The sequence below is a fragment of the Diaminobutyricibacter sp. McL0608 genome (genome assembly GCF_039613825.1).
In the GTDB taxonomy this organism is placed as follows: domain Bacteria; phylum Actinomycetota; class Actinomycetes; order Actinomycetales; family Microbacteriaceae; genus Diaminobutyricibacter.
Genome location: NZ_CP154826.1, coordinates 1,422,100 through 1,435,510 on the forward strand (window position 1 = coordinate 1,422,100; position 13,411 = coordinate 1,435,510).

The 13,411-nt window shown below is 66.9% G+C and carries 14 protein-coding genes and 1 tRNA gene; 10 read left to right on the plus strand and 5 right to left on the minus strand.

Annotation, left to right across the window (positions count from 1 at the left end; all coding sequences use genetic code 11):
• Window positions 1-43 precede the first annotated feature (43 nt).
• On the plus strand, window positions 44-1,279 hold the full coding sequence (locus AAYO93_RS06620) for an RNA polymerase sigma factor (RefSeq protein ID WP_345764205.1): 1,236 nt from the start codon (window positions 44-46) through the stop codon (window positions 1,277-1,279).
• A 1-nt stretch (window position 1,280) separates the two neighbouring features.
• Here the strand turns inward: AAYO93_RS06620 and AAYO93_RS06625 are convergent, their stop codons facing one another.
• Window positions 1,281-1,829 carry a TetR/AcrR family transcriptional regulator gene (locus tag AAYO93_RS06625; protein WP_345764206.1) on the minus strand — a complete coding sequence of 183 codons (549 nt, stop codon included), beginning with the start codon at window positions 1,827-1,829 and terminating at the stop codon, window positions 1,281-1,283.
• A 92-nt stretch (window positions 1,830-1,921) separates the two neighbouring features.
• Here AAYO93_RS06625 and AAYO93_RS06630 point away from each other — a divergent pair, with 92 nt between their 5' ends.
• On the plus strand, window positions 1,922-3,484 hold the full coding sequence (locus tag AAYO93_RS06630; protein ID WP_345764207.1) for an MFS transporter: 1,563 nt from the start codon (window positions 1,922-1,924) through the stop codon (window positions 3,482-3,484).
• Here AAYO93_RS06630 and AAYO93_RS06635 read toward each other — a convergent pair.
• Entirely contained in the window at window positions 3,481-3,735 is a 255-nt protein-coding gene (locus tag AAYO93_RS06635; protein ID WP_345764208.1) for a DUF6458 family protein, read from the minus strand. The two genes, AAYO93_RS06630 and AAYO93_RS06635, sit on opposite strands and share 4 nt — an antisense overlap.
• A gap of 96 nt (window positions 3,736-3,831) precedes the next feature.
• Here AAYO93_RS06635 and AAYO93_RS06640 point away from each other — a divergent pair, with 96 nt between their 5' ends.
• Window positions 3,832-4,887, plus strand: coding sequence for a 3-isopropylmalate dehydrogenase (locus tag AAYO93_RS06640; RefSeq protein WP_345764209.1), 1,056 nt, complete (start codon window positions 3,832-3,834; stop codon window positions 4,885-4,887).
• A gap of 24 nt (window positions 4,888-4,911) precedes the next feature.
• Entirely contained in the window at window positions 4,912-6,030 is a 1,119-nt protein-coding gene (locus AAYO93_RS06645; protein WP_345764210.1) for a branched-chain amino acid aminotransferase, read from the plus strand.
• A 70-nt stretch (window positions 6,031-6,100) separates the two neighbouring features.
• Here the strand turns inward: AAYO93_RS06645 and AAYO93_RS06650 are convergent, their stop codons facing one another.
• Complete coding sequence (locus AAYO93_RS06650; RefSeq protein ID WP_345764211.1) at window positions 6,101-7,168, minus strand: aminotransferase class V-fold PLP-dependent enzyme; 1,068 nt, start codon at window positions 7,166-7,168, stop codon at window positions 6,101-6,103.
• Window positions 7,169-7,249: 81 nt separating this feature from the next.
• Here AAYO93_RS06650 and AAYO93_RS06655 point away from each other — a divergent pair, with 81 nt between their 5' ends.
• The 5 genes from AAYO93_RS06655 (at window position 7,250) to AAYO93_RS06675 (ending at window position 11,654) form a co-directional block, all read left to right on the plus strand.
• Window positions 7,250-8,215: a LysR family transcriptional regulator gene (locus AAYO93_RS06655; RefSeq protein ID WP_345764212.1), complete on the plus strand. Its 966-nt coding sequence runs from the start codon at window positions 7,250-7,252 to the stop codon at window positions 8,213-8,215.
• 9 nt (window positions 8,216-8,224) lie between these two features.
• The gene (locus AAYO93_RS06660; RefSeq protein ID WP_345764213.1) at window positions 8,225-8,998 is read left to right on the plus strand and encodes a fumarylacetoacetate hydrolase family protein; all 774 of its coding nucleotides are present in this window, start codon (window positions 8,225-8,227) and stop codon (window positions 8,996-8,998) included.
• A 42-nt stretch (window positions 8,999-9,040) separates the two neighbouring features.
• Entirely contained in the window at window positions 9,041-10,561 is a 1,521-nt protein-coding gene (gene gltX, locus AAYO93_RS06665) for a glutamate--tRNA ligase (RefSeq protein WP_345764214.1), read from the plus strand.
• A 12-nt stretch (window positions 10,562-10,573) separates the two neighbouring features.
• Complete coding sequence (locus AAYO93_RS06670; RefSeq protein ID WP_345764215.1) at window positions 10,574-11,542, plus strand: NAD(P)/FAD-dependent oxidoreductase; 969 nt, start codon at window positions 10,574-10,576, stop codon at window positions 11,540-11,542.
• A gap of 40 nt (window positions 11,543-11,582) precedes the next feature.
• A tRNA-Gln gene (locus tag AAYO93_RS06675) sits at window positions 11,583-11,654 on the plus strand.
• Here AAYO93_RS06675 and AAYO93_RS06680 read toward each other — a convergent pair.
• Together AAYO93_RS06680 and AAYO93_RS06685 are read right to left on the minus strand one after the other, a co-directional pair.
• Window positions 11,621-11,929, minus strand: coding sequence for a hypothetical protein (locus tag AAYO93_RS06680; protein WP_345764216.1), 309 nt, complete (start codon window positions 11,927-11,929; stop codon window positions 11,621-11,623). The genes AAYO93_RS06675 and AAYO93_RS06680 overlap by 34 nt on opposite strands.
• A gap of 162 nt (window positions 11,930-12,091) precedes the next feature.
• Window positions 12,092-12,226, minus strand: coding sequence for a hypothetical protein (locus AAYO93_RS06685; RefSeq protein WP_345764217.1), 135 nt, complete (start codon window positions 12,224-12,226; stop codon window positions 12,092-12,094).
• Between the two features lie 273 nt (window positions 12,227-12,499).
• Between AAYO93_RS06685 and AAYO93_RS06690 the strand changes: the two genes are divergently transcribed.
• Window positions 12,500-12,997: a hypothetical protein gene (locus AAYO93_RS06690; RefSeq protein ID WP_345764218.1), complete on the plus strand. Its 498-nt coding sequence runs from the start codon at window positions 12,500-12,502 to the stop codon at window positions 12,995-12,997.
• Window positions 12,998-13,411: the final 414 nt, after the last annotated feature.

The window sequence follows — 13,411 nt, forward strand, 5'->3', positions numbered from 1 at the left end:
TGGTCGCACCGCACGCATCCTGCGTTTCGCGGTTGAATGAGGTGTGACCACCGAGCTCGAGAGCGCCTTCCGCCAGGACTGGCCGATCATCCTCGGTGCCGTCGTCCGTTACACCGGCGATCTTCAGCTCGCAGAGGACTCCGTGCAGGAGGCGTTCGTGCGCGCGCTGGCTGCGGCCGCCGACGGTGCGGTGATGAGCAACCCGTCGGCGTGGATCACCGCGGTGGCGCGTCGTATCGCGATCGACACCATCCGCAAAGGGCAGACGCTGACCCGCTCGCTGCCCGCCCTCGCGACGGAAGCTCTCCGCTCGAACGAGACGGCCATGCCCGACGAACCTTTCACCTTCACCGGCGACGAGCGCCTGGAACTGATCCTGCTCGTCTGCCATCCCGATCTCGCCGAGGAGGCGCGCGTCGCGATGGCACTCCGGTTCGTCTGCGGGGTCGGCACCCGCGACATCGCGGCGGCTTTCCTGGTGTCGGAGCCCACCATGGCCGCCCGGATCACGCGCGCGAAGAAGCGCATCCACGACTCCGAGACGCGCTTCGCGTTCGACGATGAGACTGCCGTCGCCGCTCGCGTCCCCGACGCGCTCACGACGCTGTACCTGCTCTATACGGTCGGCCACGCTGCGCCTGCGGGGAGCCCCCTGTCGACGATCGAGTTCCGACGGGATGCGATCGCGCTGGCCCGGGACCTCGTGCGCCTCGCCCCCTCGGATCCGGAGGCCTCCGGACTGCTCGCCCTTCTCCTCCTCACGGAGGCGCGACAGGGAACGCGGTTCGACGCGGATGGTGAACTGCGGTCGCTGGAGGAGGCCGACCGCACGCTGTGGGACAGGGGCTCGATCGACGAAGGGGTGGAACTGGCGACGCGTTCGCTCGCAGGTCGTGGCCGCTTCGCGCTGCAGGCGGGGATCGCAGGGCTCCACGCGCTCGCGCCGACCTGGCGGGCCACCGACTGGACGATGGTCGCGCGACTGTACGACCGGCTCGTCGAGGTGTGGCCTTCGCCATCGGCGCAGCTCAGCAGAATCGTCGCCCGCGGCTACAGCGACGACATCGGTCCCGAGGTGGCGCTGGCCGAACTCGACGCGCTCGGTGACGATCTCGGTCCGCAGCTGCGCGGTCAGGCCGCAGCGGTCCGGGGCGACCTCCTCCGGCGCCTGGGTGACCGCGAGCCGGCCGTCGCCGCATACCGCGAGGCGATCGCGGCGGAGCCGAACGACCGGGTACGCCGATTCCTCGAACGCAGGGTCGCGGAGCTGGGCGGCTGAGTCAGGAACGGCGTTCGATGAGATCGGCCACGACCTCCAGCAGCCGGTCCATGTCTTCGTCCGATGCGACCACGGCACCGGCGCTGGGGAGGAGCGCCGAGTTGTAGTACATGCCGTCGCCGAGCAGCATGACGGCGCGCGCGACGGCCGGGTCGTGCACGGCTTCTTCGATGATCGCCAGCCAGTCGGCCTGCATGCGCTGGAGCGACTCGCGTGCGCGGGGGTTCGCACCCTGGGCGAGGCGTGCGACGGCGATGATCGTGCGGTCGAGCGGACTCTGTGAGGACACGGAGGTTCGGATGAAGTACTCGACCGGTCCGGCAGGCGCGGCTCGCATGCGCTCGAGGTCGAGTTGGACCTGCGCTGCGAGCCTGTCGAGCACACCCTCGACGAGGGCGTCTTTCGACGCGAAGTGGTAGAGGAGACCGCCTTTGGAGACCCCGGCGCCGCGTGCGACGGCATCGAGCGTCGACGCGCGTTCGCCGTGCTCGATCAGCAGTTCCTCGAACGCGTCGAGGATGCGATCGCGGGCGGACGGGGTTGCGGCCATGGGGCCATCGTAGCGGTCGCCGACTGGATACTGTACCGGCTGGACGGTATAGTAGTAATATCCAGTCAGTCCCGACCGAAAGCAGCAGCATCATGACCGGCCCGATCGTCGCATCCACGCCTGTCGACGCAGGACGCGGCCCGGGCGAGACCCGGCCGGCTCTGCGAAGAGCCGGTGTGCGCCAGTGGGCGGCTCTCGTCGTGCTGATGCTTCCCGTTCTCCTCGTGTCGGTGGACAACACGGTGCTGAGCTTCGCGCTTCCGTCGATCTCGAAAGCCCTCGAACCGAGCGGCACAGGCATGCTCTGGATCATCGACGCATACCCGCTCGTGCTCGCCGGACTCCTCGTCGCCATGGGCAGCCTCGGCGACCGGATCGGGCGGCGACGCCTGCTCCTGATCGGTTCGATCGGGTTCGCCGCGGTATCGGTGGGTGCCGCCTTCGCGCCCTCGACCGAATGGCTGATCGCCTCGCGTGCGGCGCTCGGATTCTTCGGTGCGATGCTGATGCCGTCGACCCTGTCCCTCCTGCGCAGCGTATTCGTCGACCGCGACCAGCGTCGCCTGGCGATCGCTGTGTGGGCGTCCGGCTTCGCGGCGGGCGCCGCTCTCGGGCCGATCGTCGGGGGAGTGCTGATCGAGCACTACTGGTGGGGAGCCGTCTTCCTGCTCGCGGTGCCGGTGCTCATCCCGCTCCTGGTATTCGCCCCGATCCTCATTCCGGAGTCGCGCGACCCGAATCCGGGACCCGTCGACGTGGTCAGCATCCTGCTGTCTCTCGCGACCATGGCGCCCATCGTCTACGGCATCAAGTCACTCGCAGCCGACGGGGTGAACGCGGTCGCGGTCGCGGCCATCGTGGTGGGAGTGGTCGCGGGGCTGCTGTTCGTGCGCAGGCAGCTGCGTCGACCCATCCCGATGCTCGACATGCGGCTGTTCCGGAACCGCGCGTTCAGCGGTGCGGTGGTCGTGAACCTGCTGAGTGTGATCTCGCTGGTCGGCTTCCTGTTCTTCGTCTCGCAGCACCTGCAGCTCGTGCTCGGTCTCAATCCGATCGACGCCGCCCTGGTCCTCCTGCCGGGGCTGGTGACGATGATCGTCGCGGGGCTCGTGGTCGTTCCGATCGCCCGGCGGGTGCGTCCCGGTATCCTCGTGCCGATCGGGGTGCTGGTGTCAGGCGCAGGCTACGGGATCATCGCCCTCCTCGGCGGCGCGGCTCCGGCATCCACTCTGATGCTCGCGTTCATCGCGCTCGGGGCGGGTATCGGCGCTGCCGAGACCGTCTCGAACGAACTCATCATCGCGAGTGCTCCGGCGGACAAGTCCGGCGCTGCATCCGCGGTCTCGGAGACGGCCTACGAGCTGGGCGCGGTGCTCGGTACCGCGACCCTCGGGACGATCCTCACCGCGTCATATCGCGCGGCCGTGGTCGTTCCCGACGGACTGGACGTCGCACAGCGTGCCGCAGCGCACGAGACGCTCGGTGGTGCCACTTCTGTCGCGGAAGCGCTGCCGGACGGACTGGCTGCGCAGCTGCTCGAGTCGGCGCGTCACGCGTTCGACAGCGGAGTCGCCCTGACCGCCGGCATCGGCGTGCTGCTCATGGTGTCGGCCGCCGTGGTGGCGTTCGTGGCGCTCCGGAGGATCCGGGCCTAGATGTCGGCGTCGTCCCGGCGCTCGGTGGTGTTGTACTTCAGCCCCGTCGCGGGGTCGATGCCCTCGCGGACCGTGATCGTCGACCGGCGCTTCCTGACCAGCAGGATGATGCCGATGATGATCACGAGCACACCCGCGCCCATGAGGATGTAGCCCAGCACCTGCAGGTCGATCCACGAAGGGCTGACTGTGATCGCGAATGCGAAGATCGCGCCGATCACGAAGAGGAAGATACCGCCGCCGAGGCTCATGCCCTCACCATAAACCTGTCGGGGCGGTCAGGGCCAGAGTCGGCCCGGCGCACCGGTAATCTGGCTGTACCGAACGCAGATCAACGCAGGAGTGTCATGCCGCAGTCGTACAAGCTCGCCGTCATCCCAGGGGATGGCATCGGACCCGAAGTCGTCGCCGAGGCCGTCAAGGTCCTGGATGCGGTCGCAGCCTCCTCGGATCTCTCGTTCGAGAAGACCCACTTCTCGCTCGGTGCGCAGCGTTTCCTCGATACGGGCGACGTGCTGACCGACGACGATCTCGCGGCGATTGCGCAGCACCATGCGATCCTGCTCGGAGCCGTCGGCGGGGTTCCCGGCGACCCGCGACTCGCGAACGCGAACATCGAGCGCGGCCTTCTGCTGAAGCTCCGGTTCTCGCTCGACCACTACGTGAACCTGCGGCCCACCCGACTGTTCCCCGGCATCGCGAGCCCGCTCACCGAACCGGGCGAGGTCGATTTCGTCGTCGTGCGCGAGGGCACGGAGGGGCCGTACGTCGGAAACGGCGGGGCGATTCGAGTCGGAACGCCGCACGAGGTCGCGAACGAGGTGTCCGTCAACACGGCATTCGGCGTCGAACGGGTCGTGCGCTTCGCATTCGAGCAGGCGGAGGCCCGCCGCGGCAAGCTGACGCTCGTGCACAAGACCAACGTCCTCACGTTCTCCGGGAGCCTCTGGAAACGCACGGTGGATGCGGTGGCGGCCGAGCATCCGTCGGTCGCCGTTGACTACCTCCACGTCGATGCCGCCACCATATTTCTCGTGACGAATCCTGCTAGATTCGATGTCATCGTCACGGACAACCTCTTCGGCGACATTCTCACCGATCTCGCGGCCGCAATCAGCGGTGGCATCGGACTGGCGGCCTCGGGCAACATCAACCCGACTGGCGCCTTCCCCAGCATGTTCGAGCCGGTTCACGGGTCGGCTCCCGACATCGCGGGCCAGCAGAAGGCCGATCCCACTGCGGCGATCCTCTCTGTCGCACTGCTGCTCCGGCACCTCGGAGCAGCAGACGATGCAGACCGGGTGGATCGCGCTGTGACGGCCGATCTGGCAGCCAGAGGTTCGTCGCCACGGTCGACCGCCGAAATCGGCGACGCAATCGTGGCACTGCTGACGCAGAATTAGATCACCAGCTCTCAAAGGAATGTCATGACCGCTCCTACCGCAACAGAAACCGCACCGGCCGCACTCGACTTCGCCGTGACCCGCAACCTCGCCGCACGCGGGCGACCGGAGCGCGACGAGATCCTGGCCAACCCGGGCTTCGGAAACTACTTCACCGACCACATGGTCGACATCTGCTGGTCTGCCAAGGGCGGGTGGCACCGTCCGCGCGTGTCGCCCTACGGCCCCATCCAGCTGGAGCCGTCGGCGGCGGTCCTGCATTATGCGCAGGAGGTCTTCGAAGGGCTCAAGGCGTACCGCCACGAAGACGGCTCGATCTGGACCTTCCGGCCTGAAGCGAACGCGGCGCGCATGCAGCGGTCGGCGCACCGGCTCGCACTTCCGGAACTGCCTGTCGAGTACTTCCTCCAGTCGCTGAAGCAGCTCGTCGCCGTCGACGGCGACTGGGTGCCGAACGGCGGGGAGACCAGTCTCTACCTGCGGCCCTTCATGTTCGCCAAGGAGGCGTTCCTCGGCGTGCGTCCGGCGAACAAGGTGGCGTACTACGTCATCGCCAGCCCGGCCGGCGCCTACTTCCCGGGAGGTGTCAGCCCGGTCTCCATCTGGCTGTCCGACCACTATTCGCGTGCAGGCAAGGGCGGCACGGGAGCGGCGAAGACGGGCGGCAACTACGCATCGAGCCTGCTTCCGCAGTCCGAGGCGTACGAGCACGGGTGCGCACAGGTGCTCTTCCTCGACTCGACCGAGGGCAAGTACCTCGAGGAGCTCGGCGGGATGAACGTGGTGCTGGTCTACAAGGACGGCACGCTCGTGACCCCGCAGTCGGAGAGCATCCTCGAAGGGATCACGCTGAACTCGGTGCTCCAGCTCGCGCGTGATCGAGGCCACAAGGTCGAGGAGCGGCGCGTGACGATCGACGAGTGGCGCGTGGGCTACGAGTCGGGCGATATCGTCGAGGTCTTCGCCTGCGGGACCGCGGCCGTCATCACGCCGATCGGTGAACTCAAGGCCGAGGGCTTCACGCTCGGCGACATCACCGCCCCCGCGGGTGAGCTCACGATGTCCCTTCGGCAGGAGCTGACCGACATCCAGTACGGCCGTCGTCCCGACCGCCACGGCTGGATGATGCGCCTCGACGCCTGATCGCATCCCAATCTGACGAGAGCGGCCCCTCGATTCGGTTCGAAGGGCCGCTCTCGTCAGATTGGGGCCGCTAACGGCCGATCGTGCGCGCTACGGCGTCCACGTCGTCGGTCGTGTTCCAGAGATGGAATGCGACTCGGGCGCGACCGGCGCGCCCCGATGCGCGGATGCCCGCAGCGGTGAGCGACGCAAGATCGTTGCCGTCGCCGTCGGGCCACGTGACGATGGCCTGGCCGTTCGCCTCGAGTCCCAGTCGCTCGCAGAGCGCGTCGCCGAGCCCGGAGGCGTGTGCGTGCACGGCGTTGATGTCGAGTCGCCGGAAGAAGTCGAGCGATGCGGCGGTGCCCGGCCACACGGGCCACGCGGGGGAGACGTCGAAGCGTCGCGCATCCGTCGCCAGCGCCATGTCGGGACCGTAGCAGGACGCCCACGGGTTGTCGCCCGCGTACCAGCCGGCGTGGATGGGACGCAGTACAGGGTCGATCTCCTCGCCGACGAACAGGAACGCGGACCCGCGCGGCGCGCAGAGCCACTTGTAGGCGCTGCAGGCCAGAACGTCGAACCGCGCCGCGTCGACCGGGTGCCATCCGGCGGCCTGGGTCGCGTCGCAGAAGGTGAATGCCTGGTTGTCACGCGCTGCTGTCACCACCGCGTCGACATCCGCGATCTCACCGGTCGCGGACTGGACCAGCGAGAACGCGACCAGCCAGGTGCTCGGCCCGATCGAATCGGCCAGCGAAGCGAGCGGGACGTGCCGCACCGTGACGCCACGATGGGCCTGGACGACGAACGGGAAGACGATCGAACTGAAGTCGCCTTCGACGCAGACGATCTCGGCACCGTCGGGTGCCGCCGCCGCGACGATGCTCGCCAGCACGGACACCTGTGAGCCGATCGCCACCCGGCTCGGTTCGACGTGGACGAGCTCGGCGAAGGATGCTCGACCGGACGCGACCGGGATGTCGTAGCGGTCGGCGCGGGTCTCGCCGCGTTCCCAGGTGTCGAGGTCGGCGCGCGTCGCGGCCATCGTCTCGTGCAGCGGAAGGCCCTGGGTGCATGCCGCGAGGTAGCGCGGGCCGGCGGTGAAGTGGGCGCGCGCCTCGTCGATGGTGATGCGCTCGAGGGTCTGGCTGGGCATAGATCCAGCGTGAGGCAAACTCATTCATTCGACCAGAGCCAGTGTGTGATTGAAAACATAGCTTTGCATTATGATTCAGAAATGACCCTCGAAGCCGACGCCATCCACCTCGACCTCGACTCGCACGCGCTTCGCGTGGTGAGGGCCGTCGGCGACCACGGAAGCATCACCGGCGCCGCCCGGGCGCTCGGCTACAGCCAGCCCGCGATCAGCCAGCATCTCAAGCGACTCGAAGCCCGCATCGGCATGCCGGTCGTCTCCCGCGTCGGTCGCGGGGTCGCCCTCACCGAGGCCGGACGCGTGCTCGCACGGCACGCCTCGACCGTCACGACGGCACTCGACGCCGCCGCCGGAGAACTCGCCGACCTGTCCGGTCTCCGTTCGGGGCGGGTGCGAATCGCGGCGTTCCCTTCGGCGTCATCGACGATCATTCCCCGGCTGCTCCGCACGATGGCGGGCACGCATCCCGGCGTCCGGATCACCTACACGGAGGCCGAACCGCCGGAGGCGGTGCAGTCGGTGCGCACCCAGGCCGCAGACCTCGCGATCACGTTCAGCTACCCCGGCGACCGCGTCGACCCCCACCGGGAGAGCGCGCGCGGGCTCGCCGTCGTGCCCGTCTGGTTCGATGAGATGGTGGTCGCGCTCCCGGTCGACCATCCACTCGCCGCCGAGCCGACCGTCGACCTCGCGGCTCTCGCCGGGGAGGCGTGGATCGCCGGATGCCCGCGCTGCCGCGGCCACCTGCTCGAGCTCACCGACCAGTGCGACTACAGCCCCCGCATCGCCTACGAGACCGACAACTTCATCGCCGTGCTGAGCATGGTCGCCGAACGTGTGGGGGTCGCGCTCCTGCCGTCGCTGGCCGTCGCATCCGCAGGGCTGCACCCAGGCGTCGTCGTGCGCCCCACCTCCAACCGGGATCGACGCACCGTGAACCTCGTCGGCTCGGTCGGCGCGGACCAGGTTCCGGCGATAGCCGCTACCGCCGACGTGCTCCTCAACCTCGACGCAAGCGAGTGGATGCTCAGCTCCGCCGATCGCTAGGCTCGAAGCGTGAAGATCGCACGTTTCAGCCATGAAGGCGCACTGTCCTACGGAATCGTCGACGAGAACGAGCTGGTGGTGCTCGCGGCCGACCCGATGTTCGCCGGATTCGACACCACCGGCGAGCGCGTTCCGCTCAGCAAGGTGAGTTCCCTGCTCGCACCGGTGATCCCGCGCTCGAAGGTGGTCGCGGTTGGCAAGAACTACCGAGAGCACGCCGCAGAGATGGGCGGAGAAGCTCCGGAGGCGCCGTTGCTCTTCCTCAAGCCGAACACCGCCGTGATCGGTCCGGGGGACACGATCGTGCTTCCGCCTCAGTCGCAGCAGGTCGACTTCGAGGGCGAGCTGGCGATCGTGATCGGACGCATTGCGAAGAACGTGCCGGCGGCGAATTTCGCGGACTACGTCTTCGGGTACACCGTCGCGAACGATGTCACCGCTCGCGACCTGCAGAAGACCGACGGGCAGTGGGCGCGGGCCAAAGGATTCGACACGTTCTGCCCGCTCGGCCCCGTGATCGAGACGGAATTCGACCCGTCGGTCGCGACGCTGCGCACCCGGGTCAACGGCGAACTGAAGCAGGACGGCGTTCTCAGCGACATGGTGCACGGCATCGCGGAGATCGTCGAATACGCCTCCAGCGTGTGGACTCTGCTGCCCGCCGACGTGATCCTGACCGGTACGCCGGCCGGCGTCGGACCCATCGTCGACGGCGACATCGTCGAGATCGAGATCTCGGGGATCGGCTCGCTCAGCAACCCGGTGCGGGCTCGCGCCCGATAGCCGCTCCAGTAGGCTGTAGCCCGCCAGTAGGATGGGCAGCGTATGTCTGACTCCACTGCGCACCCTTTCTCAACGGCGACCGGCGCTGACGTTCGCGTCCGCTTCTGCCCGTCGCCGACCGGCACCCCGCACGTCGGCCTGATCCGCACCGCCCTGTTCAACTGGGCGTATGCGCGGCACACCGGCGGCAAGCTGATCTTCCGCATCGAAGACACTGATGCTGCCAGGGACAGCGAAGAGAGCTACGCGATGATCATCGACGCGCTCACCTGGCTCAACCTGAACTGGGATGAGGGTGTCGACGTCGGCGGGCCCAACGAGCCATACCGCCAGTCGCAGCGCTACGACATCTACCGTGGCGTGATCGAGCAGCTCAAGGCATCCGGGCACATCTATGAGAGCTTCGCCACCGGCGAGGAGATCGAGGCCCGCAACGTCTCGCTCGGGCGCGACCCGAAGCTCGGGTACGACAACTTCGAGCGCGACCTGACCGAGGACCAGCGCGCGGCGTTCCGCGCCGAGGGTCGCGAGCCTGCGCTGCGGCTGCGGGTCCCCGACACCGACCTCAGCTTCCACGACCTCGTGCGCGGCGAGATCACCTTCCCGGCCGGCTCGTTCAGCGACTTCGTCGTGGTGCGCCCGAACGGGCATCCGCTCTACACGTTCGTCAACCCCGTGGACGACGCGCTGATGGGCGTCACCGACGTGCTCCGCGGCGAAGACCTGCTGTCGTCGACTCCTCGTCAGATCGCGCTATATCACGCGCTCATCGACATCGGCATCACCACGTTCATCCCGCGTTTCGGCCACCTCCCGTACGTGATGGGCGAGGGCAACAAGAAGCTCTCGAAGCGCGACCCCGAATCGAACCTCTTCCACCACCGCGACCGCGGATTCATCCCCGAGGGGCTGGTCAACTACCTCGCCCTGCTCGGCTGGTCGCTGACCCACGACCGCGACGTCTTCTCCACCGACGAGATGGTCGCTGCGTTCGATGTGGTGAACGTGAATCCCAACCCGGCCCGCTTCGACGTGAAGAAGGCCGAGTCGATCAACGGAGACCACATCCGCCTGCTCGACGTCGACGACTTCGCTGCGCGCACCGTGCCCTACCTCGTCGCCGCCGGCGTGCTCTCCGAGCCGATCAGCGACGACGATGCGGCGATCCTCTCCGCGGCCGCTCCGCTCGTCCAGGAGCGTGTGCAGCTGCTCGGGGAGACTCCGGGGATGCTCGGTTTCCTGTTCACGGAGGCTTCCGCGCTCATCGTGGAGGATGACGCGCGCGCATCCCTCCCCGCCAACGCCGGTGAGATCCTCGCCGCGTCGCTCGGCGCACTGGAGTTGGTGCGCGAGGCGGAGTGGACTCACGACGTGATCGAGTCCGCCCTGCGCGACGCACTCATCGACGGTCTCGCGCTCAAGCCGCGCGTCGCGTTCGGGCCGCTGCGTGTCGCCGTCTCCGGCCGCCGGATCTCGCCACCACTCTTCGAGTCCATGCAGATCCTGGGCAAACCCGAGACCCTTGCGCGACTCGACCGGCTCTCCGCCTCGCTGCTCGGCTGAGCGGAGCAGGAGATGTCGACGCCGGATGAGCGACTGGACGTCATCGTCATCGGCGGCGGCCCGGGTGGGCTGTCCGCAGCCTTGAACCTGGTGCGCGCCCGCCGGCGCACCCTGGTGGTCGACAGCAACCGCCCGCGCAACGCGGCGACTCTGCTGGCCCGCGGTTTCCTCTCGCGCGACGGCATCTCGCCGCTCGAGCTCCGCAAGCTCGGCCGTGACGAGATCGAACGCTACGACGAAGGCGAAGTCGTCTTCGCCGTCGTCGACGAGGTTCGTGCCCTCGAGGGCGGTGGCTTCGGAGTTCACGCGCGAGGCGTGCGCGGTTCTGCGGACATCGATGCGACGGCGTCAGTCATCCTGATCGCCAGCGGACTCTCCGAGACGCTGCCGGACATCCCGAGCATCCGCGCCTACTACGGCACCCAGCTGCACAGCTGCGTGGAATGCGACGGTTACGAGAAATCGGATGCGGCACTGGCGCTCATCGGCGAGACCGACGACCTCGCCGAGCGGGCGTTGTTGCTCAGCCAGTGGTCGAGCGACCTCATCGTCTTCACCAATGGCGTCGGAACGGTCACCGATGACGAGGAGCGGCTTCTGGCTGCTCGCGGTGTATCCGTGAATCGCCGTCCGATCGACGACATCGAGGGGGAGCGCGGAGTGATGACGGGCATCCGCCTCAAAGACGGAAGTGTCGTCGAACGTATCGGTGGATTCGTCCGTCCCCTCTGGTCGCCCACACTCGACTACGTGGACGGCCTGGGGCTGGAACGCGATGAATCGGGGCTCATCGTTGTCGACGCGAGAGGGCGCACATCCGTGCCCGGTGTGTACGCGGCGGGGGACTCGACACCGCCCGGCCCGCAGCAACTGATCGTCGCCGCCGGGGCCGGAGCAGTCGTCGCCGCGGCCGTGAATCGTGACCTGATCGGGCAGTCCGTTGCTGAGGCTACGTCGGTTTTGGCTGGGCCCTCTCAGTAGGCTAAAGTTGACACTCGGCCCGGACTTCGGTGTGGGCCAGTGGGGTATGGTGTAATTGGCAACACGGCTGATTCTGGTTCAGTTGTTCTTGGTTCGAGTCCAGGTACCCCAGCTTTCGAAAGCGAAACCAGCGAATGAGACCCCCGAGAAATCGGGGTTTTCTGCGTTGTACGCCGCAATAACACTGGGATCTTCGCCGTCGTGGCGGGTTCGAAGACTGCGGATGAAAGCCCAGCCTTTGTCATTGGATGTCACCCGAAATCCTTCAAGCACCTGGGAGTTTATGTCGAGTAAATGACATTGCTCTGCTGCGACCGGCTCCGCGTCGATGTCATCAATCTGGACATGATTACCCAAGGCGCGATCCATTTCAATGTCGCGGAGCACGAATAGCCCAGCCGAAGCTCGTAGTCGCTCGACCGCGATTCAAGCCTCGTAAGGAAGCCGAGAAGCTCGACTGGGGGCGAGCTTCGGCTGGCCGTTCTCGTCGAGGACTCGCTTGCCATCGGCCCACTCGAGCAGCCAGGGCGCGATCATGCCGTGGTCGCGTTACAGCTGCTCCGCGCTGTTCGGGTCGTCGACGGGGTACTGTCCGCGGAAGGCGTCTGCGTTGGATGTCTGTCTGCCGGCGATGGACAACCAGTCGACGGTCGTCGTCCGGTCTCCAATCGTCCACCGCATCATCCGCGAAGACCACGGAGTAGACCGCACATGACGTTGGACCCCGGCGACTGGACCCTCGAGATGATCAAACGCGCCAGCACGAACGCCGCAAACGGGCAGTGACGGATTGGACCGTCGGGGACTGCTACCCGCGGGAATGGCGCTCGAAACGGCCGGCGGGCGACCCATCTCTATGTCCCCAGGACGAGAACGAGGATGAGTACAAGGTCGTCTGATCCCCTCGACCCGAATTGGGGAGGGTTCCCGGCCCGGGGTGTCGCTAACCTTCAGCTCATGGGGGTAAAGATCGAACGCGCCGCCGGCTGGTCCTATTTCGGCTGGTCGGCGGTACTGCTGCTGACTTGGCTGTTCCTCACTTTCGCTCCGATCTGGCACCGCTCTGAACTCTCCGACATTCAGTACGAGCGTGTCCCCCTCCAATGGACTGAGTATGTCCAGATCTTCACCGGATCACTGCTTGTCGCAGCTATCTACGGATGCTTCACGCTGCTTTTCCTGCTGAACCGGAACCGCATGGGACGCATGTCGATCGCGTTCGCGGGCTGCGCTGTCCTGCTCGGGTTCCTGTCGTGGTTCCTTGCCGTGGTGTCGCTCACTCTCGCTCACGCGGATTGCGCGAACGATTGCGTCTCCTACATCCCTGACCTAGCAGCGTCCGCAACGATAGAGGCTCTGCTGCTGCCGTTCGCATTGATTCCGCCGGCCGTCTTCCTCATCGCTGTCATCGTCGGGCGAATACTTCAACGCAGGCGTATCACCGCCAACACTTGAAGCAGCCTGGGTTCTGAGACGGGTGCCGCAGAACCAGTCCGGGTCGCGGCTGCTCGAAGTACTCGAACACCTTCACCACAGCAGGGTCCGCATTTTCGCCCCGGGACCGAACCCTCACGTACACGGGCTCCGCCTGCTCATCGAACCAGACCGCGATCTCATCGGTGGCGGCGGCGGTGGTCATGGTGCTGCGGTCTACTCTTTGCGCCTGTGCATTGTTTTGAGAGCGCTGTGCGAACTGTGTGGTTTTCCTTGACGTTTAACGTGAGCAAGTGTCAGCATTGTGGAAGCGCGAGACACCACTGTCAGGTGGTCAAGCTGGGCGGGATGCCTCACCAAAGCAGATGACCCACGAGGGGATCACTCATGCCCATCCCAACCTTTGCGCGCGTTGCTGCGATCGTAGCGGCGCTT